This window comes from Dickeya chrysanthemi NCPPB 402, from assembly GCF_000406105.1.
Lineage (GTDB): Bacteria > Pseudomonadota > Gammaproteobacteria > Enterobacterales > Enterobacteriaceae > Dickeya > Dickeya chrysanthemi.
In genome coordinates this window covers 4,543,835-4,565,052 of sequence record NZ_CM001974.1, presented here as the reverse complement: position 1 = coordinate 4,565,052, position 21,218 = coordinate 4,543,835, and the positions used below count along the sequence as shown (strand labels likewise).

Annotated in this window: 20 protein-coding genes and 1 tRNA gene; 13 read left to right on the top strand and 8 right to left on the bottom strand. The window is 57.9% G+C overall.

Annotated features, from left to right (window positions below; all coding sequences use genetic code 11):
• Positions 1–463 precede the first annotated feature (463 nt).
• Together eptB and DCH402_RS20245 are read left to right on the top strand one after the other, a co-directional pair.
• Positions 464–2,146: a kdo(2)-lipid A phosphoethanolamine 7''-transferase gene (gene eptB, locus DCH402_RS20250; protein WP_040003143.1), complete on the top strand. Its 1,683-nt coding sequence runs from the start codon at positions 464–466 to the stop codon at positions 2,144–2,146.
• Between the two features lie 141 nt (positions 2,147–2,287).
• A tRNA-Pro gene (locus DCH402_RS20245) sits at positions 2,288–2,364 on the top strand.
• 440 nt (positions 2,365–2,804) lie between these two features.
• Here the strand turns inward: DCH402_RS20245 and DCH402_RS20240 are convergent.
• From DCH402_RS20240 to DCH402_RS20230, 3 genes are read right to left on the bottom strand one after another with little or no spacing between them, the layout of a single operon-like run.
• Positions 2,805–3,431, bottom strand: coding sequence for a tetratricopeptide repeat protein (locus DCH402_RS20240; RefSeq protein ID WP_040003142.1), 627 nt, complete (start codon positions 3,429–3,431; stop codon positions 2,805–2,807).
• An 11-nt stretch (positions 3,432–3,442) separates the two neighbouring features.
• Positions 3,443–4,237 (bottom strand): SDR family oxidoreductase, encoded by a 795-nt coding sequence (locus tag DCH402_RS20235; RefSeq protein ID WP_040003140.1) that lies wholly within the window; start codon positions 4,235–4,237, stop codon positions 3,443–3,445.
• Between the two features lie 3 nt (positions 4,238–4,240).
• Positions 4,241–4,849: an iron-containing redox enzyme family protein gene (locus tag DCH402_RS20230; protein ID WP_040003138.1), complete on the bottom strand. Its 609-nt coding sequence runs from the start codon at positions 4,847–4,849 to the stop codon at positions 4,241–4,243.
• A 222-nt stretch (positions 4,850–5,071) separates the two neighbouring features.
• Here DCH402_RS20230 and DCH402_RS20225 point away from each other — a divergent pair, with 222 nt between their 5' ends.
• Positions 5,072–6,238: an MFS transporter gene (locus DCH402_RS20225; RefSeq protein WP_040003136.1), complete on the top strand. Its 1,167-nt coding sequence runs from the start codon at positions 5,072–5,074 to the stop codon at positions 6,236–6,238.
• On the opposite strand, the gene DCH402_RS20220 is transcribed toward DCH402_RS20225, so the two are convergent.
• On the bottom strand, positions 6,226–7,509 hold the full coding sequence (locus DCH402_RS20220) for a histidine-type phosphatase (protein WP_040003134.1): 1,284 nt from the start codon (positions 7,507–7,509) through the stop codon (positions 6,226–6,228). The genes DCH402_RS20225 and DCH402_RS20220 overlap by 13 nt on opposite strands.
• Positions 7,510–7,778: 269 nt before the next feature.
• Between DCH402_RS20220 and DCH402_RS20215 the strand changes: the two genes are divergently transcribed.
• The 4 genes from DCH402_RS20215 to DCH402_RS20200 are packed head-to-tail and all read left to right on the top strand — an operon-like array spanning position 7,779 to position 12,289.
• Positions 7,779–8,687, top strand: coding sequence for a carbohydrate ABC transporter permease (locus DCH402_RS20215; RefSeq protein WP_081642202.1), 909 nt, complete (start codon positions 7,779–7,781; stop codon positions 8,685–8,687).
• An 11-nt stretch (positions 8,688–8,698) separates the two neighbouring features.
• Complete coding sequence (locus tag DCH402_RS20210) at positions 8,699–9,586, top strand: carbohydrate ABC transporter permease (RefSeq protein ID WP_081642201.1); 888 nt, start codon at positions 8,699–8,701, stop codon at positions 9,584–9,586.
• A complete protein-coding gene (locus DCH402_RS20205) occupies positions 9,586–10,866 on the top strand; it encodes an extracellular solute-binding protein (protein ID WP_040003131.1) in 1,281 nt (426 codons plus the stop codon). The genes DCH402_RS20210 and DCH402_RS20205 overlap by 1 nt, the downstream gene beginning before the upstream one ends.
• Complete coding sequence (locus DCH402_RS20200) at positions 10,859–12,289, top strand: CehA/McbA family metallohydrolase (RefSeq protein WP_040003130.1); 1,431 nt, start codon at positions 10,859–10,861, stop codon at positions 12,287–12,289. The genes DCH402_RS20205 and DCH402_RS20200 overlap by 8 nt, the downstream gene beginning before the upstream one ends.
• Before the next feature lie 89 nt (positions 12,290–12,378).
• Here DCH402_RS20200 and DCH402_RS22555 read toward each other — a convergent pair whose 3' ends face one another.
• From DCH402_RS22555 to DCH402_RS20190, 3 genes are read right to left on the bottom strand one after another with little or no spacing between them, the layout of a single operon-like run.
• Complete coding sequence (locus DCH402_RS22555) at positions 12,379–12,540, bottom strand: hypothetical protein (RefSeq protein WP_233276305.1); 162 nt, start codon at positions 12,538–12,540, stop codon at positions 12,379–12,381.
• Between the two features lie 5 nt (positions 12,541–12,545).
• The gene (locus DCH402_RS20195) at positions 12,546–12,971 is read right to left on the bottom strand and encodes a GNAT family N-acetyltransferase (protein WP_040003128.1); all 426 of its coding nucleotides are present in this window, start codon (positions 12,969–12,971) and stop codon (positions 12,546–12,548) included.
• Positions 12,972–12,998: 27 nt separating this feature from the next.
• Positions 12,999–14,369, bottom strand: a complete 1,371-nt coding sequence (locus DCH402_RS20190; protein WP_040003127.1) for a D-serine ammonia-lyase — start codon at positions 14,367–14,369, stop codon at positions 12,999–13,001.
• 377 nt (positions 14,370–14,746) lie between these two features.
• On the opposite strand from DCH402_RS20190, the gene DCH402_RS20185 reads away from it, so the two are divergent.
• A complete protein-coding gene (locus DCH402_RS20185; protein WP_040003125.1) occupies positions 14,747–15,022 on the top strand; it encodes a hypothetical protein in 276 nt (91 codons plus the stop codon).
• A 177-nt stretch (positions 15,023–15,199) separates the two neighbouring features.
• A complete protein-coding gene (locus DCH402_RS20180) occupies positions 15,200–15,451 on the top strand; it encodes a YdgH/BhsA/McbA family protein (RefSeq protein WP_040003124.1) in 252 nt (83 codons plus the stop codon).
• A 67-nt stretch (positions 15,452–15,518) separates the two neighbouring features.
• Here the strand turns inward: DCH402_RS20180 and DCH402_RS20175 are convergent, their stop codons facing one another.
• Positions 15,519–16,622 (bottom strand): ROK family transcriptional regulator, encoded by a 1,104-nt coding sequence (locus tag DCH402_RS20175; RefSeq protein ID WP_040003122.1) that lies wholly within the window; start codon positions 16,620–16,622, stop codon positions 15,519–15,521.
• Positions 16,623–16,722: 100 nt separating this feature from the next.
• On the opposite strand from DCH402_RS20175, the gene DCH402_RS20170 reads away from it, so the two are divergent.
• From DCH402_RS20170 to DCH402_RS20155, 4 genes are read left to right on the top strand one after another with little or no spacing between them, the layout of a single operon-like run.
• Positions 16,723–18,093: an ABC transporter substrate-binding protein gene (locus DCH402_RS20170; RefSeq protein WP_081642200.1), complete on the top strand. Its 1,371-nt coding sequence runs from the start codon at positions 16,723–16,725 to the stop codon at positions 18,091–18,093.
• Between the two features lie 51 nt (positions 18,094–18,144).
• Positions 18,145–19,062 (top strand): carbohydrate ABC transporter permease, encoded by a 918-nt coding sequence (locus tag DCH402_RS20165; RefSeq protein WP_040003120.1) that lies wholly within the window; start codon positions 18,145–18,147, stop codon positions 19,060–19,062.
• A complete protein-coding gene (locus tag DCH402_RS20160) occupies positions 19,059–20,105 on the top strand; it encodes a carbohydrate ABC transporter permease (RefSeq protein ID WP_040003119.1) in 1,047 nt (348 codons plus the stop codon). Before DCH402_RS20165 ends, DCH402_RS20160 begins: the two co-directional genes overlap by 4 nt.
• A 3-nt stretch (positions 20,106–20,108) precedes the next feature.
• Entirely contained in the window at positions 20,109–21,212 is a 1,104-nt protein-coding gene (locus DCH402_RS20155) for an ABC transporter ATP-binding protein (RefSeq protein WP_040003780.1), read from the top strand.
• The last annotated feature ends 6 nt before the right edge of the window (positions 21,213–21,218 follow it).

Sequence of the window (21,218 nt, the reverse complement as noted above, 5' to 3'; positions counted from 1 at the left end):
ATTTTTTTCGTGCTATTCACGCATTGATTGAAGGGATAACTATACCCGTCATACTTCAAGTTGCAGGTGTGTTGGCTGCGTTCGTTCACCCGAATCACTTACCTGAGTAAGCTCATCGGGATGAAATGAGAGACATCCTGTCTCTCACCAGAGGCCAGCCTTTGGCTGGTCAAATTCGTTCCCGACGAATTTGTCTCTCTCTTGCCGCGTGACAAGGCTCATTATGAGCCTTGCCCTGACGGGCCAACGCGTTGCGTTGTTCAACACGCAATGCGTGTTGTCCTGCAATTCGAATTATTTTGGGTATAAATCGCTTAAAAGATGTTTAACTATTTATGTAAAGTTTTTTCAGGGAAAGCGAGATATGACATAAGAAAAAACGGAGTGCGCTGATGGTGTATGAACTTTCGAAAAGATCGTCAGTCTGTTTACAGGATGTTTTACCTCTGGAGCATAGCCTGTAATGAGATTTCTGCTGGCATTATCTCAATCTGGATTGTCTTGGTTGCTGGCAATTTATATTGGCCTGTTTTTGAATCTGCCGATTTTTTATCGGCGGATCGATGCATTCCCATTTTTTACTGAAAGCCCGATCGCCAGATATATTCCTCTGCTGGTGGAATCGATGGCTTGTATTCTGTTTACCTTTTTCCTGATGCGGCTTCTGTCGCTCGGTGGGCGTCGTTTTTTTCGTGTAGTGGCGTCGTTATTGGTATTGATTTCAGCGTCCGCCAGCTACTACATGACTTTTTTTAATGTTGTGATTGGTTACGGCATTATTGCAGCGGTAATGACCACGGATATTGATTTATCCAAAGAGGTGGTTGGGCTGTCTTTTGTGCTGTGGGTGGCGGCGTTCAGTATTCCACCGATATTTATTATCTGGAAAAACCGCCTGCAGCAAACGCTGATTGAACAATTACGTATTCAGCGACGTCGCTATGTTGCGCTGCTGGGTCTGGCGGTGTCAGCCGCATTGGTCTGGTTGCCGCTGCGCTACCTGGATCAGATAAATACCTCGGCAGAGAAACTCTCCAACCAGGATTTACCCAGTTATGGCGGGGTGGTCGCCCATTCTTACTTACCCGCCAACTGGTTGTCTGCATTAGGTTTGTTTGCCTATGCCCGCTATGACGAAAATCAGGATGATGGCGATCTCTTCGATCCCAGCGAGCAATTTACTTATCAGGCGCCGACGGGCATCGACGACACTTACGTGGTGTTCATCATTGGTGAAACCACCCGCTGGGATCACCTCGGGCTGCTGGACTACGAGCGCGATACTACGCCGCAACTGGCGAAAGAACCGAATTTGCTGGCGTTTCGCGGCCAGTCCTGCGATACCTCCACCAAATTGTCGATGCGTTGTATGTTTGTGCGCGAAGGTGGGACGTCCGATAATCCGCAACGTACGCTACGGGAACAGAATATCTTTGCCGTCATGAAGTCGCTGGGGTTCTCATCCGAACTGTTCGCGATGCAGAGCGAAGTCTGGTTCTATAACAACATTCAGGCCGACAATTACGCCTTTCGTGAAATGATTGCCTCGGAAAAGCGCAATGAAGGGAAAGCGGTGGACGACATGCTATTGGTTGATGAAATGTCGCAGTCGCTGGCGCGTTATCCTAATGGTAAGCACCTGGTGGTGCTGCACACTAAAGGTTCCCATTATCTGTATTCACTGCGTTATCCGCGCAGCTATGCCCGTTATCAGCCGGAGTGCATGGGGGTGGATGCTTCCTGTTCCCGCGAGCAGTTGATTAACGCCTTCGATAACAGCGTATTGTATACCGATGCCTTCATCAAACGGGTGATTGATCAGTTGCGTGATAAAAAGGCGTTGCTGGTGTATTCCTCCGATCACGGTGAATCGATTGACGATAACTACCATTTGCATGGTACACCGCGCCAACTGGCGCCGCCGGAGCAGTTCCGTTCGCCGGTTATGCTATGGGCTTCGGACAAATATCTGGCGCAGCCGCGTAATCAACAAGCGTTTGAGCGGCTGCGGGTGCAACAGCAGCAGGGTAAGGTGCTGCGGCATGAGGAGATTTTCGATTCCATGCTGGGTTGCCTGGGGTATACCTCGCCGGATGGCGGCATTCAGGCAAAAAATAACTGGTGTGATGCGCCGGATCGCGGCTAGCGCTGTGTCGCGGCGTAACGGGGTTTAGGCTGGCTGGGCGGTGCTTTACCACCGTGTCGGACACTTTGTCGTCAACCTGTTGGCTTTTATGAAAAAGGGATTGACGCTATGGTAGGGGCGCAGTAATATGCGCCCCGCATTCGGTGAGTGGCGCAGCCTGGTAGCGCACTTCGTTCGGGACGAAGGGGTCGGAGGTTCGAATCCTCTCTCACCGACCATTTTTAAACGGTAACACCCGATTGCCGTTAACATGAAACTCGCTTCTTTCAGATAGCGAGTTTTTTTGCTTCTGCTGTTCGTGGTGGTGTTTTTTTAACCTTATCTCTCCGTTTTCAGTTCTGTTCCCTCTAAATTCGGCTCCAGATGTTATTTCCCTTGATAATTAAACGTAATCCTTCTCATTTTCAGACAGGGTATTTGCCGAGGTTGGTTGTTTAATTGTTTGTTTAAATTTTATTTTTTATCCGCTATGGCAGATTTTGGCTGTCTTTTACCTTTTTTTACATAGAACGGGTAGGGGAACCCGTTTTGTTGTAAAAGCATTAGGCGTTTTAATCTTGATGAATGAATAAACGGTGAAAAAAACGGCACGGGGAAATGCAATGGCGGTACGGGGCGTCGACGGCAAGCGTGAAATCACGGACGTGGCGAAATAGCGTCACTGCCTCAATTGAGCCAGCGCTTTTTCGGCCTCTGCGCGTCGGCCCTGGTCGGCAATTTCACGCCCTGGGCGCGGCGCGGTTGCCAGCGCGGTGGTCAGGTATTGTCTGGCCTCGCTTTTGCGCCCTGTTTTCAGCAGAAAGTCGCCGTAGAAGAAATTAGCGTCAATGCTGGCGGGACTGATTTTCAATGCGGTTTTGAGATAGCGCTCTGCTTTTTTGTCATCACCAAACCCTAGCGGCCAGCCCGGCACCTGATAGTAAAGCACGCCGAGAATAGTGTAAGCCGCGCCATTCAATGCCTGCGGGTCAAGCACGATGGCTTTTTCCAGCAAATTTTTGGCCTGCCCGGCCAGATTGAGCGCTTCCATGCCGTCTTTAACGCCCGCCCAGCTACTCTCTACCATGGCGGACCAGATCAGATAATCCGCCCGTGTGGGGTGGTTTTCCGCCAGCTCCTGCGCTTGCTGGCTCAGCGCGGCGAAGCAGGCTTCTTTCTGACTCGCCGGCGTTCTGTACTGACAGACCGACCATTGCCGATGGATATCCATCGACATGTCGCTGGCATAGGCCATGTTGACCGCCAGTAATCCGCCGAGCAGTAGCACCATTGATCGGAGAGTCATGCCTGATTTTCCTATTTTTTTTGCGATGTTATATAACGCTGGATAACGGCTAACTGGCGCCGGATGGCGTTATCCACCACGGTGGGCACCAATGCATTTAGCGCGACAAATACTTTTTCAGGCCATCCCAGCCACTGGCGCACGGTTTCGTGCTCCAGTGCGCTCACGACACGCTCTGCTACCAGGATGGGGCTGTCACTGTGGTAACCCAATTCCTGATTCAGGCCGCTAACGGCGGGCTGGTTGTCCTGGGTATCCACAAACCTTGGCGCCAGGTGCAACACTTTAACTTTCTTAGATGACAATTCGCGGTGCAGCGCTTCACTAAATCCACGCAAGGCAAATTTACTGGCGCAATATACGCTGTACCCTGGGTAGCCGATGCTATCCAGCGTGGAGCCAATGTTCATAATGATGCCGGGTGTATTGAGACACTCGAGCATTGCGTGCGTCAGTAGGATCGGCGCTTCGGTATTGAGCATCAACTGCTGGCGAATGGTGTCATGGCTTTGCTCGTTAAATAAGCTGAATGTTGATGTGCCCGCATTATTAATCAGCACGTCCAGCCTGACGTTCTCCGGGAAACACTCCGCCAGCGCGTTGCGATCCTGTTCGTTACAGAGATCAGCCAGCAAGATATTGTGATGACCGGCGTCAGGCAGCCTGCGCTGTAACGCCAGCAATGCCTGTTCGTTACGGCCGACCAAATACAGCCTGGCGCCTTTGGCGGCCAGCGCCAGCGCCAGTTCCTGGCCCAGGTTGCTGCTGGCGCCGGTCAGTAGAATACGTTTGTTGTCGAGTTTCATGTCTTAGTGCTCCGTGAGGCTGCGCAGCATATCACCGTACAGCCGATAAACCACGTGAGCGGCGTGGATGATGGCGGCCTGATCGGCTGAGTCGTTAATGTTGTCCATCAGTGTGGCGAAGCACGGTTGCAGCGTCTGATTCGTCGGCGTCCGCGATGGCGATTGACCGGTAGTGCTGGTCGTAATGTTGAGATTGAGGCCTTCCAGTACGTGCATCAGGCCGAAGATGCTCATGGGGTTGCCGCGCTGGATCTGATCGTAAAAATAGGCGGCCATCAACTCTATCCACTGAGTGACCGCGCACTGGCGCCAGGTATCCATTTCAACGCCACAGGCACGAATTTTGCGGCGAAGCGATGCTTTGTAATCATTTTCGGCGTCGATGTACGCCGTCATCGCCTGGCGGGCCCACTCCTGATGCAGGGGGACGCGCACACTCGCAGCCATCAACAGCGGCACGGTATAGCTGACGTGGTGATAAATCTGCGTCAGAAAAGCAACGTACATCTCTGCGGTAATGGTCCCCTGACGACAGGCGTGAATGACAGGAGCGGACATCATCAATTGTTGTGATGTTGAGGTGGCGGATTGTAGTTGTTGATAAAAGTTCATGTCTTACTCCTGAATGGCGCGTTGACAGTCGTGGAGGCGGCCGCTGAGGATGCGATGGTGTCATGCTAACGGGGGAGCATTAAGAGAGACTTAAGACGGCTAAAAAAACGCCTTACTGTAGGATTTGTCGCTGAAATCTGCTGGTGATGCTGAAATCCAATAGTGATGTCGGTATCCGGTATAATCGGCGTCCTGATAAGTCACGACAAACGGAGAATAAGCATGTCGACATCGCGCCGCGCACATCAACTGGCGATTCTGGTGGTGATGACCAGCGCCTCGTTGGTAGGGCTGGTTCAGGGATATTCCATCCCGCTGGTGACGCTGAAACTGACGGCGCTGGGATACGGTTCCGCACTGACCGGCATGATGTCCGCGTTACCGGCGATCGGCGTGTTCGTCTCTTCCTGGGTGGCTGCGCCGGTAGCGATGCGCTGGCCGGTAGGCCGGTTGCTGGCGCTGTCGACATGGGGAATGGGGATCAGCCTGACATTATCGTTTTATCTGGACAATGTGGTGCTGTTGGCGGCGCCGCGTTTTTTGATGGGTTTTTGCTGCGGGCTGATTATCGTTATCGGCGAGTCCTGGGTCAGCGGCCATACCGCCGAGCACCGTCGGGGCGTATTGGTCGGCTTGTATGCCACCGCGTTTACCGGCCTGCAACTGCTGGGGCCGTTGCTGATTTCATTAACTGGCCTGGAAGACCCGACCGGATTGTGGCTGATTCTGGCACTGCATGGCCTGTGCCTGTTGATGGTGCCCGGTTCGTCTTTTTCCGGGCTGGCGTTGAGCGCCCATCGGCAACATAACCTGTTTTCACTGTTGCTGGCTGCCCCCGCGCTGGCTACGGCGGTGTTTGCCTTTGCTTTTTTTGACGGCGCGGTACTGTCGATGCTGCCGTTGTACGGCATGGCGCACGGCTATGAGGAATCTCTGGCGGTGCTGCTGGTCACCGTGTTGTTTATCGGTGATGCGTTGTTGCAGGTGCCGCTAGGTTGGATTTCCGACAAGCTGGGCACGGTGCGGGTTCATGTGGCTTGCGGGGGGCTGTTCGTGCTGATGTTGGCCGGCTTGCCGTTTAGTTACGGCACTGGCTGGGTGTGGGCGAACGTTTTTCTGCTGGGCGCGGTGGCGGGCAGTCTTTATACCCTGTCGCTGGTGCGTGCGGGCAAACAGTTCAGCGGCGTCGATCTGGTGGCGATCAACGCCTTGTTCGGCGTGTTGTGGGGCGTCGGCAGCTTCAGCGGTCCGCTGGTGAGCGGCTCGCTGATGCAATGGTACGGCCGTGATGGGTTGATCGTCATTTTGGCATTGCTGGGGCTGCTGTTTCTGGCCGCCAACACGCTTCTCGCGACGCGGCGGTGCGACTCGACGCATTACAGCGCGTAGCGCACCGGCAGCAGCGCGGTGCGATCCACCGATTCGTTGAGGCGCTTCATCACGGCATCGTACGGACACAGGGTGCCGACATCGGTTTTCTGGCAACCGTTGATTGAGAATTCGCCGCGCAGCGGCGGATGGTCGTTATCCAGCGTGGTCAGCCCGCGAATCTGGTCCAGCGATTGCGCCTGAAAGTAGATGCGCACGAAGCGTTGACCGGACTGCGCGTTGCGCCAGCGTTCGAAGATCAGGCTGCCGGCGGGCGGGATATTGCCGCGCGGGTAGTCGCCCATCTGCCAGGTGAAGCCCAGCATGGCACGCAGTTTCGCGATGTTGGTATCGTGCGCCACGTACAGCAGCCATTTGGCATCGGGTGGGGCATCCTCCTGATGTCGTTCCGGGTTAAGCGCCAGGGCTATCTGATTCATCAGTATTGAACCGCCGCGCCGTGCCACATAGGGCAGGTCGTTGGTGAAATCGTAGTTGGCGGTCAGCAGCGGCATCAGCGCCGCCACCGCGGCAGCGGTTGCGGCGTTGCCGAAGGCCACCTGGCCGAGCGGGTTGTTATTGCTGTAGGACAAGCGGATGGTTTCCGCCATATTGGCCAGCGCTTCCGGGCCGTGCAGCGAGATATTCCCTTTCTTACTTTCTTTCACTTCCCATTTGGCGCTGAACGCCGGGCAAGCGGTATCCGGCAGGCAGACCGCCTGTTTCAGGCGATCGATGGCCGGTTGCCACTCCGCCTGAATTTGTTCGGCGCTTTTACCCTGCATCGCGTTTTGTAAAGCGGCTTTCACCTGTTCCTGATCCATCTGCACGCCGGCCGTCTCGGCATGGAACAAGGTGTCGTTGTCTTCACTCTCCGGGCCGCGAATCACCACGCCGCAACCGGGGAATACGCCATCCATCAGCGCCATGGCGGTTTCCTGCGTGCGTTGCAGCGGGCTGGCCCAGACAAACACGTCGCCGGGCGTCGGGCAATTCTGACTAAGTAACCCGTGCTGACGCAGGTATTGCCCTTCGTACTGGCCTTTTAGCACGGCCGCCGCGTAGCCGTGGCCGGTCAGTTCGCCGTAACGGGTCAGCCAGGTCGGCCAGTTGCGGCCGGTGCCTTCCTGAATGGTTTTAACGTTGCCTTCGGTCGGCGGGCGAACGCCATGACGGCTGACTTCCACGACTTTTTCCAGCGTCCAGCCCGACGGGGTGGTTTCCGCCTGCGCTGTCAGCCAGGGCAACGCCGACACCAACAACCCGGCAACGATCTTGCGTGTGAACAACATAATTAATCCTCAGGTAGATGCCTTTTGGCTACCGCCAAGGCTAAGCGATGGTGGTGGCAGGAAGAATATTTTTTCTATGTAAGAATCGTAGGTTTTCTTTCAATTTGTAAACAAAATTGTTGAAGAGAAAATATCACTTTCACCCTAAACACGATGAAATGAAAAAAGAAAAGTCTGAATCATAAAACTGTCTTTTTTTTGCCGGCCTGTTGTCACAGACCGATTTTAGGCTTGGCGGATTAATAGCGGGTGGGATTTATGGAGATATCATGACGGTCAATAAAAAACCGACGTTGGTTAACCACGGCAGATTTTGGGGCATGAGGTTGATCAGGGTAGGGTGTATTGCTCCGTTGCTGATCCCGTTATGGCTATTTTGGGTAATTCCTTTTTTTTGCAGCCTGTATATCAGCTTCACCGACTGGGATTATATTTCGCCGGATTATCATCTCGTCGGTATGGATAATTATCGTGATGTGTTGCACAGCGATGATTTTACCGGCGCGCTGGGGCATACGTTGGTATTCGCCGTGGCGGTGGTCATCCCGGTCGTTGCGCTGGGTTTGGGTTTTGCACTGCTGCTGCATCGCCGGTGCCGCGGGCAGCGCGGCTATCAGGCGATGATCTTTTCTCCGTGGATGACCCCGACGGTGGCGGTGTCCGTGGTGTGGTCATGGGTGTTTGATTCTCGCTCCGGGCTGGCGAATCAACTACTCGGTCTGTTCGGTTACGCCGGCGTGCCCTGGCTGGAGCAGCCGCGCAGCGCCATGCTGGCGGTGGTGACGGTCACGATATGGCAAGGCATCGGCTGGACGATGATGTTCTTTATCAGTGCGCTTAACCGCATTCCCGCCGACTTATACGACGCCGCACGGCTGGATGGCGGTAGCCACGCCAGGCGGCTGTTAACCATCACACTGCCGCTGATTTCTCCCACCACCTTTTTTCTGTTGGTCGTCAATCTGGTGAATGCCGTTCAGGCATTCGATCAATTTCAAATGCTGACGCAGGGCGGCCCCGGCAACAGCACTCGCACGCTGATGTACCTGTTTTACCAGCAGGCGTTTCAGCAGTTCAGTATGGGGCCGGCCGCCGCCACTGCGGTAATGATCCTGCTGTTGGCGGGCTCGCTGTCGCTGGTTAACACGCTGGTTGCCCGTCGCTGGGTGTACTTTTAAGGAGCATGGCTATGGTGTCGTCGCCAGTCACGCTTGCCAAACCGACGATTGCCTCATCCAGGCGTCGTGCCGTTTTTCCCGCGCAGGCGCTGCTGAAACATCTGTTATTGATGGTGGCCGGTTTGCTGATGGTGTTCCCGTTTGTGTGGATGCTGTCCGGCGCGCTGAAAACCAATGACGAAATTTTCCGCCATCCGCTGCAACTGTTGCCGTCGCGCCCCGATTTTTCTTCATTCGCTACCGTATGGCGCGATACGCATTTCGGCTTGTTTATGTACAACAGCCTGACGGTGGCGCTGCTGACATCGCTGTTGGTGGTGAGCAACAGCGTGCTGTTTGCCTATGCCGTCGTCCAACTGCGCGGTAAAGCAAATCGTCTGCTCTATGGCGTGGTGATGGTGTGCTATATGTTGCCCGGCGCGGTGACCTATATTCCCTGTTACATCATTCTGGCTAAATTGCATTTGCTGGATACCCATACCGGCCTGATCTTTTCCAACGCAGTCAGTGCGATGGGGGTGTTTTATTTGCATCAGGCGCTGAAAAAAATTCATCCGTCATTAATGGAAGCGGCGCGTATCGACGGCGCCGGAGAATGGACGTTGCTGCGCACGATGGTGCTGCCGCAAATAAAGCCGGTGCTGGCTACGCTATTTCTGCTTATTTTTATCACCAATTACAACAGCTATATGTGGCCCAGTCTGGTGATTACGTCACCCTCGTTGAATTTAATTTCTATCGGTATCCGGCAGTATTTTATTTCCGGGGGCGATTATGGTTTTAACTGGTCGAATATTATGGCGGCCAGCGCCATTGTCGTGATGCCGATGCTGATTTTATTCCTGTTATGCCAACGAATTATCCTGTCCGGCTTTTCCGATAATGGAGTGAAAGAATAATGATGACCGTACGCAAAGGGCTGTGGCGTGTGGGCGGTGCGCTGTGCATGCTGTTGCTGATCACACCGGCACAGGCCGTCACTGAAGTGAACTTCTGGTATTCCGGCGGTACTAAACCGCAAAAGATGATGCTGACGCTGATTGACGAATTTAACCGTAGTCAGGATCAATACGTGGTGAAAGGCGCATTACAGGGTAATTACGATGAAACCTGGCAAAAATTGCAGGCCGGCATGGCGGCGAAAAACGCCCCGGCGTTCGCGCTGTTGACCGCCTTGCAGGGAACGGCGCTGGCGGAGCGCAAACTGTTGCGCGATATGCGCCCTTACATGGATAGTCGCTTCCGTTTCACCGATTTCATCGGCGCGTTCCGCCGTCAGGTTACCCGGCCGGACGGCAGCGTTTACGGCTTGCCGGCCTACGGCACCACGCAGGTGCTTTACTACAACCAGGCGGTGCTGGCGCAGCACGGCTTTACGCCGGATGACCTGAAAACCTGGCAAGGGCTGGCGAAAGTGGCGGCGGCGGTCACCCGGAAAGACGCCGGCGGCAACACCCAGTATTACGGTTGGGAGCCGATGTGGGGGCCGGGCAATCTGATGGACGCCGCGTTGTCCAACGGCGGACGCATCCTTAGCGAAGACGGCAAAAAAGTGCTGATCGATTCGCCGGCATGGGTGGAGGTGTGGGACAGCTTCCGCCGCTGGATTCATGAAGACCGTATCATGCGTATCTACCACGGCGGCCAGGGCTGGGAGTACTGGTATAAAACCATCGACGATGTGATGAAAGATCGGGCGTTCGGCTATACCGGCTCATCCGGCGATCAGGGTGATCTCGATTTTCAGCGGCTGGCGGCGTTGCCTCAGCCGGGTTGGGGCAACAATCCGGCGGCGCCGCAGGCGGGCGCGCTGGTATTTGTGATGCCGACCGACACGCCGGAAGCGGCGGCGAAGGGTGCTTTTGCGTTTATGCGTTTTTACACCAGCGCCGCCAATACCGCCCGCTGGTCAATGTTCACGGGTTATATTCCGGTACGCGAAAGCGTGTTGCAGGACGCGGGTTACCAGAAATACGTCGCCGCCAACCCGCAGGCCGCCGTGCCGGTGCAGCAGGCGAAATCCGCCGGTATGGATTTTATCGACCCGACCAAAGGCAAAATTCTGGATGCGCTGACCGTTGCCGCCGATCAGGTGGAAATCGAGAACAAACCGGCGCAGCAGGCATTGACCGACGCGGCCCGTAAAGCGCAGAAGGCATTGGATCGCATCAATGAATAAGCCGGAGCTGACGCTGGCTGGTTGCCTGACGGCGGGGCGTGGGCAGGTGGAATTTCGCGTGCCGGAAGGGATCGACGGCCTGACGCTGACCGCGCACAACCGCAACAAAAGCTACCTGTACGCGTTTGTCTACGACGCCGGTCAGCAACTGCGCGCCAATCTGCTGATTGAACCGACCGCCAAGTCGGTGACCATCGCCGCCCGGCGGGCGCTGCCGTTGGGCGGCATACCGGGACCATTGCCTTCAGGAACGTGGCGGTTGGCGCTGTGCAGCATTCCGGCGCAGGCCAATCACCCAACCCAGGCGGATTACGACATCACCGTGGCGTTCGACGCGCCGTTGCCGCCGCCGGACGACCTGCTGCTGACAGTGGCGTTACGCGGCGATCATCAGGTGTGTTTTGATTATTCCGCCTGCCTTGAACCGGCGTCCCGTTGGTATCGCGGCGACTTGCACGCCCACACCCGGCTGTCGGACGGGCACAACAGTCTGGCGGCGGCGAGAGCGCTGGCGCAAGCGCAGCAGCTTGATTTTCTGTTCCTGACCGAACATAACCTCTGCCATCCGGCGCTGCCGGCCGGAGGCCGTACCCTGTTCCTGCCCGCACTGGAGGTGACTACCGATATCGGTCACTTCAATGTGCACGGCCCGCGCCGGGTACTGACGCTGCACGAGGGGGACATCACGCCGGAGGCGCTGATCCGTCAAGGGTTGTCGTTGAATGCCACCGGCGACGGCAGCATCAGCATCAACCATCCGATGATGCCGCCGTGGCACTGGCAGTATGCGGCGATGCCGCTGGCGCGCATCAACACGCTGGAAGTTTGCTGCGACCCAAGCTGGCCGACGTCGGCCGCCGCTACCGAACGAGCATTGCAGATGCTGAGCACGTTGTGGAACGGCGGCTGGCGTATCGCCGCCGTCGGCGGCAGCGATTGTCATCTGCGGCCGGACGAACGCTATGAGGGTGCCACCCAGCCTTCGGTATACGGCGACCCGACGACGCTGGTGTTTGCCCACGGTCTGAGCGGCGACGCTATTCTGCATGGCTTGCGTCAGGGGCGGGTGTATATCGATAGGCAGTGCGGCCTGCGTTTCCGGTTCGACGATGGTGAGGTGTTGCCGGGGCAGAATGTCGGCGCACGCACGGTGCAGGCGACCCTCGCCATCGAAGACGATCGACCGGGTTACCTGGCGGAATGTATCGCGGGGGGCGGCGTGATCGCACGCCATGTGCTGGGGCGCGACGAGGTGAGCTTTACGCTGCCGCTGGCCAACTGGCCGTGGTGTCGCATCGATATTCGTGCGCCGGGCGGCGGTTTTGCCGGGCTGATCAATCCGCTGTATAACGGCACTCACCCGATTTTCGCTAGCCAGACCTTTACCACCTGGGGCGAAGCCGCCGCCCGGCTACCGCAATAATGCCGGATGATGTGCTGTCGGCGGCGCGACGGGTAATCACCGAGCACCCGATCAGCGTATGGCATGAAGTCAGCCGACATGCCGGGGCGCTACAGCGTCAGGCGCATCGTCATCAGTTCCAGCCCCTGATTGCCGAACGGGGCGGTGGCGGTGATGTGAAAACCAATCGACTGGTAACAGCGCAGCGCGCTGTGGTTATGGCTATACCCGTCATACTTCAAGTTGCAGGTGCGTTGGCTTTCCTCGCTCACCCCGGTCACTTACTTGAGTAAGCTCCCGGGGATTCGCTGCGTCGCCGCCTTCCTGCAACTCGAATTATTTTGGGTATAAACACCGACAGCGATAGCGATACGCTGTGCGCCGCAAACTGCTGTGCTGCTTGTCGGATGGCGGCTTGCAACATCTCGCGCGCCAGCCCGCGCCCACGGTACGCCGGGTCGATAAATACCCGGCACAGCCGGCTGTGGTGCGGCTCCACCTGAGACAGCTCGACAAATCCCACGATCTCGCCCTGATGTTCAAACAGATACGGCACAAACTGCGGATTAGCCAGATGCTCGCTAATCTGCGCGAGGGTGATCGGAAACGCATAGGTGGGCCCGCCCCACAGCAGATTCAGTTCGGCATTGTCTATCCAGCGAATCAGACGCGGGTAATCCGCCGGCGTAAAATCGATAAGCATAGGGGCGTTTCCTTACGGTTCGTTTCCTTACGGTTTAAGTAACCGGCGGCTGGCGGCGGCGCCAGCTTGCAGGTAGCGAGCCATCTCGTCTTCCGGCACCATGCCGCCGCCGGTGGCCCAGATAACATGGGTGCCTTGCCGGCAACGCTGTGGTGTCAGCGGCGCGCGCCGACGGTAGCCCTGATCTTCCTGCAACAGACGCAAAAAAACCGGTGCGCCCGCCAGTGCAGACGGCTCCAGCAGAATCTGCTGGGTGTCGTGCATCACATACAGCAACGCCAGCATCTCTTCATCCGTCAGCGTGTAGTAACCGTCAATCAACCGCTGCATGGCGTTGCCGACAAACCCGGACGGGCGGCCGACCGCCAGCCCGTCGGCGGTGGTGCAGTTGCTGATGCCGAAATCCTGCACCGCCAATTGATCGTGCAGGCCGGTGTAGACGCCCATCAGCATACAGGGAGATTCGGTCGGCTCGGCGAAAATACAGTGTACGTGATCGCCAAACGCCAGCTTCAGCCCGAAGCTGATGCCGCCGGGCGCGCCGCCGACGCCGCACGGCAGGTAAATGAACAGCGGGTGCTCGGCATCCACCCCCCGGCCCTGCGCGGCAAACTGTGCTTTTAGCCGTTCCCCTGCCACTGCGTAGCCCAGAAACAGCGAGGTGGAATTTTCATCGTCGATAAAGTGGCAACTCGGGTCGGACAAGGCTTCCCGGCGACCTTGCGCCACCGCCTGACCGTAATCGCCGTCATACTCCACCACCCGCACGCCGTGCGCGCGTAACCGGTCTTTTTTCCACTGCCGGGCGTCGGCGGACATGTGCACCGTGGTATCAAACCCCAGCCGGGCACTGGCGATGCCGATCGACATCCCCAGATTACCGGTGGAACCCACCGCCACCTTGTGGCGACGGAACCACTGTTGGCAGTCGTCGTCCAGCAGGCGGCGATAGTCATCGCTTTCTTGCAACAGGCCATGGCGCAACGCCAGCTGTTCGGCGTGGTACAACACCTCGTAGATGCCGCCGCGCGCTTTGACCGAACCCGCTACCGGCAAGTGGCTGTCCAGCTTCAGCAACACTGACGGTGGCGCATCCAGCTCCGCCTGTCGGGCGATCGCCGCGGCAAATGCCGGCACCGGCACCAGTTCGGACTCGATGATGCCGCCGCTGGCTTCCAGCTCCGGGAACGCCTGACGCAGAAAGGGCGCGAACCGTTGCAAACGGCGACTGGCATCGGCTACGTCGGCACCGGTTAACGGCACGTCGCCCAGCGCGTCATGCACGGAAACCGTCGCCGGATTAAACCAGCACACCGGCTGGCGATTAATCAGCGGCTCCAGCAGCGGAAAGTCGTGGAACCATTGCGGTAAGGATTTACCGTATACGGCGTCGGCCATCGTCGTTGTCTCCTTTAAACGGCGGGCGTACCCGCTGCCAATCATCGATGCTTATCATGCCTGCGTTAGCCGGGATTTGCCTACCGCCATCGCCGGAATGGTGTGTGTTTATCCAGGTTTATTTTTTCTAATCATAGGGATATGACGGCTTGTCGACCCTATACAGAATTTTTATACCCACATGACAGGCTTTTACGACAAATTTACCGCCTGCCCGGTAGCCTGATTGCGTATTCCCGGATGGTATGACGTTTAACCGAATGCGGGTGGGGCGCGGCGAACCGGCCGTGGCAAGGCTCAGATCCGCTGTGCGGCAGGCCCATTTCATGGGAGAAGTGAGCCTGCCATAGCGGATCTCCCGAGGGGAGGAGGCAGTCATGAAATTACACTGGCTGGCGGCGGGCGGATTATTGCTGATGCTGCCGTTATGCGGGCAGGCGGTCGCGCCTTATCCGGCAGATGACCGCGGTGAATTTACCGAGGCGCAGCGGGCGGAAATCCGCCGGATTGTGATGGAATATTTGCTGGCGCACCCGGACAGGGTTCAGGCGATAGGCCGGACGCCGGCGATCGACGGGTGTATACCGGTGCGTCCGGCTGCCGGCAACGGCAAGCCCGGTTCGTGCATCAACAGGTCGTGCCCGCCGCAGTAAATCCGATCTGGAAAAAGGCCGGCATAAACGGATAAATATCATTCATATATTTTGAATGATATCTGCAAATAAACCCGATTTTAACGTCGAGGCAACAGGTCTATTATCACTTCCATCGAAGGCGAAAGCGCCTCCTGAAAAGAATAATTACCCCATTCAACGTGAAGGATATTGACCATGAACGCTATCAAAAATGTTGTTGCAGTTATCGCCCTGGCTACCGTTTCTTTTGGTTCTTTCGCTGCGACGGAAGTACAGCACTCTGCCAGCCAGTCCATCGGCAGCATCAGCGCTACCGCCAATACGCTGGACGGTTTGCAGGCCAGCCTGTCTGAAAAAGCGAGTGCTGCCGGCGCCAAATCGTTCCGCATTATCTCTACCACCGGCAACGACAACCAACTGCGCGGCGTGGCGGAACTGTACAACTAATCAAATCGATATTAATCACATCGATATCACATGCAGCAATGGCCGCCTTCGGGCGGCTTTGTTGTTTTCAGCACTGGGTAAGCGCCAGCGCGGCAGCGCCGAAAGCGGCGCTGTTTTGTGTCGGTAACGTTGAGAGGCGTACCGGCGGTAGTGTGAGCGGCGCGTCGTCGTCCGGCGCGGGCGATTGAGCCATAACGGCGGCCTGTAATTCGGCCATGAAGGGCGCAGGCAGCGTGCCGCCGAGGTAGAGACTGGGCGGGTCGAGCAGCGCGGTGACGGTATAAACCAACCGATACAGTTCACCCGCCGCGCGTTGGGTCCAGCGCTTTCCGGCGGGCGAGGCCGCCAATGCCTGCCAGCTTGCGTCGGCGGCCGCGGAGGGCAGCGACTCGCCCGCCGCCAGCAGGCAGCTGCGCAAATCGTCAAACGATGGGCGTGATTGCGCGCGGGTGCGCAGTGCGCCAATTTCACCCGCGTTGCCTTGCTTGCCACGGTGAAGTTCGCCATTCAGGATCAGTGCGCCGCCAATGCCTTTGCCGATATACAGGTAGAAAAAGCTGTCGTCCGGGGCGGCGGAGCCAAAATACAATTCGCCGATGGCGGCGCAATTGGCGTCGTTTTCCACCAGCACCGGGCAGCCCAGCCGGTCGCTCAACTGCCGGGCAATATCCACTCCGCGCCAGGCCGCCAGACCGGGGGCGATCCACACCGGCATGGCGCCGCCGTCAAACCGGGCGGGCAGCGCCAGGCTGACGGCCAGTAGCCGCTCGTGCGCCTGCGGCTGAGCCTCAAGCAGGGTGCGGATAGCATCGGCCAGCGTGTCCGCTACTGAATCCACCACCCGGAAATCGCCGCGCAGGGTGGTTTGCGCCACACATTGCCCGGCGTAGTCCATCAGAATCAGGCAAATCAGGTCGTATTCCGCGTACACCCCCAGCACATAACCCGCGTGCGCCGCCGGGCGCAGGTTGATGTGCGGCGGGCCGCGCCGCCCCTGCGCCCGGTCGCTCTCTTCCAGCAGGCCGAGGTTGAGCATGTCCCGCGTCATCATGCTGACGGCGGCGGTCGTCAGGCCGCTGGCGGCGGCCAGCGCGCTGCGCGACAGGCTGCCTGAACGGCGCAGCAGCCCCAGCAGCTTGCGGTGGGTGGCGGTGAGTTCTCGCTTTTCCATGGGTATCCGTTATCCCGGTGTTGTCCGGTTTCCTTCACACGTCTGCAATATAATTAAGTTACTTAATTAATTCGTCAACCTCAATAACAGGATGGTGCTCGTGCGTAAACGTGTTTCGTTATCTCTGGCGGCGTTATTGGCGTGCGGGCTGATAGCCCACAGCGCGGTGGCGGATGTCATCAAACTCAAGCTCTGGACCCTGAATGACAGAAATGCGCCGATGCGCACCGTCAATATCGAGGAGGCGGCCGGGGTGCTGAACCAGCAATTCGCCGCCGCGGGGGTGGATCGCAAAATCGTTATCGATACCCATGCCAGCGCGGTGCAGGGCTGGGACGATCTGGCGTTGGATACGCTGAAAGCCTTCGGCGTTAATCAGGGGCCGGATATTGTGCTGCTGCCGCACGAGTGGATCGGCGAATTTGCCCGCAACGGTTACGCCATGCCGATGGAGGAGCAGATCAAAGCGAATCCGTGGGTGTACGCCGATATTTTGCCGGTGTTGTGGGAGGCGATGAAATATCAAGGCAAGGTGTATGGCATACCGCAGGACGCCGAAATCCGCATGTTTTTCTATAACAAAGACATGCTGCGCAAGATTGGCAAGGACGAGACGTTTATCGATAGCCTGCCTGTTCGCGTGGACAGCGGCGAATTCACCATGGATGACCTGACGGCGCTGGCGAAGGAGGTGGTAGACCGCCATGCTGCGCCGATCGGCATGTTGCATCGCCCGAATGTCGGCATCGATTATCTGATGGTGTTTGCCGCCAGCGGCGCGAAATTCATGGATGAGAAAACCGGTAAACTACTGTTTGCGAAGAAAGAGGTTGAAACGGCGCTGAGCTGGTACGCCCGTAATGTGGCGGCCGGCGTGACGCCGACCGATAACACCGCCATGAGCTGGGACACCATCCAGACTGCGTTCAAGCAGGAGCAAGCCTTCCTGTTCCATCAGGGTATCTGGGCGATGGCCTGGCAGGTGAACGATAATTTTGGCCCGGCGTGGCCCGCCGATAAAGCGGGTTACACCCACAAGATTGGCTGGATAGCCGCCCCGGCGTTAGTGAAAGGCGGTAAACCCGCCAACCTGTCGCACCCCATCGCCTACGTGGTCAGCAACAAGAGTCAGTACAAGGATCTGGCGGCGCAGTTGGTGGCTATCGCCAGCCTGCCGTACTACAACAATCGCCACGCCGTCAGTTCCTATCATACCGCCATCAGCCATGCCCAGACCGCCATGCCGCAATACACCGACAACTGGGCGTTGAGCGCAGCCGGCAACATGATGAAAAACATTACCTTTGTGCCGAATCACACCCGTTTTGGCGACTATAACCGGGTGCTGTTCAAAGGCTTGCAGGCGGTGGAAACCAAACGCATGACGCCGGCGCAGGCGGTGGACTTTATCGCCGACGAGCTGGAAACCCAACTGGGCAAGGATGTGGAAATCGTCGATAGCCTGCATTGATGGCAGGCATCGTGGCGAGAGTGTTATCCGCGTTGATGAACGAGGTGGCGTATGTCTGTGACGTTGTCGAACCGCCCGGCCGGTGTGCATCCGGCGCGCTGGCTGGCCCCGGCTATTTCGGTGCTGGCGGTGTTTTTTGTCGCGCCGATGCTGCTCAATCTGGTGATTGCCTTCAGCGACATGGGCAGCAATGTGCAGATAAGCGCCTTTGGCACCGACAACCTGATGCGGTTGCTGGTTTCGGACAAGCGCCTGCCCGCTATCTTGCTGACCACGCTGGTGTATGTGGTCAGCACGCTGCTGTTGTTCAATCTGGGGCTGGGGATTGTGCTGGCTGTTGCCACCACCGCGGTGCCGCCGGCGCTGGGGGCGCTGTTTCGCGGCATCTGGTTTTTGCCGCGTATTTCGCCGTCGGTGTTGTACGCGCTGTTGTGGATCTGGGCGGCGGACCCGTCGCCCCACAGCCTGATCAATCAGGTGGCGGTCGGCTTGTTCGGGTTGCCGCCGCTTAACCTGCGTAACGACCATCCGATGATGCTGATTGTGGTGGCTAACGGTCTGGTGGGGGCCTCGTTTGCCATGGTGATCCTCGCCTCCACTATTCGAGCGATTCCGGCCCATCTGTGGCATGCCGCACGTGTTGATGGTGCTGGCGAGTGGTCGGTGATTCGGCATGTGGTTCTGCCAGCGTTAAAAAGCCCGGTGTGCTTTATTGCGCTGTATCAGGCGCTGTCGTTGATGGTGACTTACGAATACATCCTGCTGATTACCGGCGGCGGCCCGGTATACGACACCACCACCTATGCGCTCTACATTTACCGGCGGGCGTTTGAGTCCGGCGCTTATGGCTATGGTGCCATGCTGGCGCTGGGGCTGATGGTGTTCGGGGTGCTGCTGACGCTGTTGCAGTGGCGAATGATGAATATGCGCGCGCAGTTTACCCCGCCGCGTATCGAGGTGATGCGATGACGACGATGAACGCGGTCGACTGGGCGCGTCAGGCGGCGCGCTCGCGCTGGAACCGGGTGGGGTTTCTGGCGAGCGTGGTGCTGTTTCTGACGCTGGTCTCGATACCGATCGTGACGCCGTATCTGTGGCTGCTGGCTATCTCGTTTACCCAGCGGGATGGTGGCAGCGAGTATCAGGTGCTGTGGCGGTTACTGACGATCGCCGCGCTGGCGTACGGCTTGCTGCTTGCCGTCGCCTGGCGGGCGCGTACCGAACAGCATGCCCGCCGCTTGCGCTGGCTGGTTGGGCTGGCGGCGCTGCTGGTGTGCGGCCTGTGGGTTGCTCCGCAACTCACATTGCACAACTACCGCTTTCTGTGGAACCCGGATGTACAGGCCACCGGCGTACAGAGCGGCACGCTGCCGTCTGTCTGGACCGCGTTGGGCAATTCACTGCTGTTTGCTAGCGGCCACACCTTACTGGTGACGCTGCTGGCGGTGCCCGCCGCCTATGCGTTATCCCGGCTTGGTTTTCGACGGCGCGAAGGGGTGCTGAAAGCCTTGTTATTGCTGCACGCCTTTCCGGTGATGGCGCTGACGGTGGCGATTTTTATTCAGCTCTACTGGATGGGGCTGCTCAACAGCCTGTGGGGCGTGATGCTGGTGATGTGCGCCCTTGAGCTGCCGTTCGCCATTTTCGTGATGAAGAATTTTTTCGACGGCGTGTCGTGGGATATCGAAATGAGCGCCATTACCGACGGCGCCAGCCGTTTTCAGGCCTTCCGACTGGTGGTGCTGCCGCAGGTGACCGGCGGCATCATCGCCATCGCCACCTTCGCCTTTTTGCGCGGCTGGGAGGAGTACATTTTTGTACGCACCCTGCTGATCGACAGCAACCGGATGACCATGAGCCTGTACCTGTTCTGGGCGTCGCAAGACAGCATGGGCGCAGATTCCGGGCTGATTGCCGCCGTTGGCGTCATCTATATCCTGCCGGTACTGGCGCTGTACCTGTTAACCCAACAATACCTGACGCAGATGAGCGTCGGCGGAATTAAAGGCTGAATGATGGCAGAGATTGTGCTTGATGGCGTAACCAAAGCCTGGGGCGATACGCCGGTGCTACACCCGGTTAATCTGACGCTGGAAGACGGCGAGTTTGTGGCGATCCTCGGGCCGTCCGGCTGCGGTAAGTCCACCACGCTGTTTCTGCTGGCCGGGCTGTACGCACCGACACAAGGGCAGATTCTGTTCGACGGCCATCGGGTGAACGGCGTGGACGCGCGCGATCGCAATGTCGGGGTGGTGTTCCAGTCTTACGCGCTGTACCCGCATCTGAATGTGTACGACAACATTGCCTTTCCGCTGCGTTTTAAACCCGGCGAACGCGCCGGGCGCGACCGGCAGGTGCGGGAAGCGGCGGCGCTGGTGCAGGTATCGGAACTGCTGGATCGCAAGCCGTCGGCGCTGTCCGGCGGCCAGCAACAGCGGGTGGCGCTGGCGCGCGCGCTGGTGAAGCGGCCGTCGCTGTTGTTGCTGGACGAGCCGTTATCCAACCTTGATGCCACCTTGCGCATGACGATGCGCACCGAGTTAAAAGCGATTCACGCTCGCTCGCGTGCCACCACCTTGATGGTCACCCATGACCAACTGGAGGCGATGACGCTGGCCAGCCGCATTATCTGTATGAATCAGGGGCGGGTGGAGCAGGTCGGCACCCCGCAACAGCTTTATCGTCAGCCCGCCAATACCTTTGTCGCCGGCTTTATCGGCTCGCCGCCGATCTGCCTGCTGCCGGGGCAGGCCAACGGCCGTCAGTTGACGGTGGGCGAGATACGCTGGGGATTGTCATCGGCTTATCAGGGTAGGCTCACGCTCGGTATCCGCCCGGAAGACGTCATTCTGACGCCGCCGGACTCCGGGTTGTTGGCGGGGCGCATTGAACACATCGAGCCGATGGGGCGGGAAATCCTCTACCGCCTGCATACGCCGCTCGGCTCATTGCCGGCGCTGATAGCCGGCTCGATAGCGCAGTATGACGCGGGGATGCTCGTCGGGGTGTCGCTGTCGGAGGATGCTCTGCTGCTGTTTGACGCCGACGGCAACCGCCTGCCAGATGTCGGCGTTGTGCTGCCCGCCAATGTGTTTTCCGCCTGCCGGACGGCAGGTTAACGTCCA

Excerpts from the sequence above, each read along its gene's own strand:
- DCH402_RS20180 (WP_040003124.1), top strand. The coding sequence starts at position 15,200 with ATGAACGCTATCAAAAATGTTGTTGCAGTTATCGCCCTGGCTACCGTT.
- DCH402_RS20210 (WP_081642201.1), top strand. The coding sequence starts at position 8,699 with ATGGTGTCGTCGCCAGTCACGCTTGCCAAACCGACGATTGCCTCATCC.
- DCH402_RS20165 (WP_040003120.1), top strand. The coding sequence starts at position 18,145 with ATGTCTGTGACGTTGTCGAACCGCCCGGCCGGTGTGCATCCGGCGCGC.
- DCH402_RS20190 (WP_040003127.1), bottom strand. The coding sequence starts at position 14,369 with ATGGCCGACGCCGTATACGGTAAATCCTTACCGCAATGGTTCCACGAC.
- DCH402_RS20235 (WP_040003140.1), bottom strand. The coding sequence starts at position 4,237 with ATGAAACTCGACAACAAACGTATTCTACTGACCGGCGCCAGCAGCAAC.
- DCH402_RS20195 (WP_040003128.1), bottom strand. The coding sequence starts at position 12,971 with ATGCTTATCGATTTTACGCCGGCGGATTACCCGCGTCTGATTCGCTGG.
- DCH402_RS20225 (WP_040003136.1), top strand. The coding sequence starts at position 5,072 with ATGTCGACATCGCGCCGCGCACATCAACTGGCGATTCTGGTGGTGATG.
- DCH402_RS20155 (WP_040003780.1), top strand. The coding sequence starts at position 20,109 with ATGGCAGAGATTGTGCTTGATGGCGTAACCAAAGCCTGGGGCGATACG.
- DCH402_RS20240 (WP_040003142.1), bottom strand. The coding sequence starts at position 3,431 with ATGACTCTCCGATCAATGGTGCTACTGCTCGGCGGATTACTGGCGGTC.
- DCH402_RS20185 (WP_040003125.1), top strand. The coding sequence starts at position 14,747 with ATGAAATTACACTGGCTGGCGGCGGGCGGATTATTGCTGATGCTGCCG.
- DCH402_RS20230 (WP_040003138.1), bottom strand. The coding sequence starts at position 4,849 with ATGAACTTTTATCAACAACTACAATCCGCCACCTCAACATCACAACAA.
- DCH402_RS20200 (WP_040003130.1), top strand. The coding sequence starts at position 10,859 with ATGAATAAGCCGGAGCTGACGCTGGCTGGTTGCCTGACGGCGGGGCGT.
- DCH402_RS20175 (WP_040003122.1), bottom strand. The coding sequence starts at position 16,622 with ATGGAAAAGCGAGAACTCACCGCCACCCACCGCAAGCTGCTGGGGCTG.
- DCH402_RS20205 (WP_040003131.1), top strand. The coding sequence starts at position 9,586 with ATGATGACCGTACGCAAAGGGCTGTGGCGTGTGGGCGGTGCGCTGTGC.
- DCH402_RS20160 (WP_040003119.1), top strand. The coding sequence starts at position 19,059 with ATGACGACGATGAACGCGGTCGACTGGGCGCGTCAGGCGGCGCGCTCG.
- eptB (WP_040003143.1), top strand. The coding sequence starts at position 464 with ATGAGATTTCTGCTGGCATTATCTCAATCTGGATTGTCTTGGTTGCTG.
- DCH402_RS20220 (WP_040003134.1), bottom strand. The coding sequence starts at position 7,509 with ATGTTGTTCACACGCAAGATCGTTGCCGGGTTGTTGGTGTCGGCGTTG.
- DCH402_RS20215 (WP_081642202.1), top strand. The coding sequence starts at position 7,779 with ATGACGGTCAATAAAAAACCGACGTTGGTTAACCACGGCAGATTTTGG.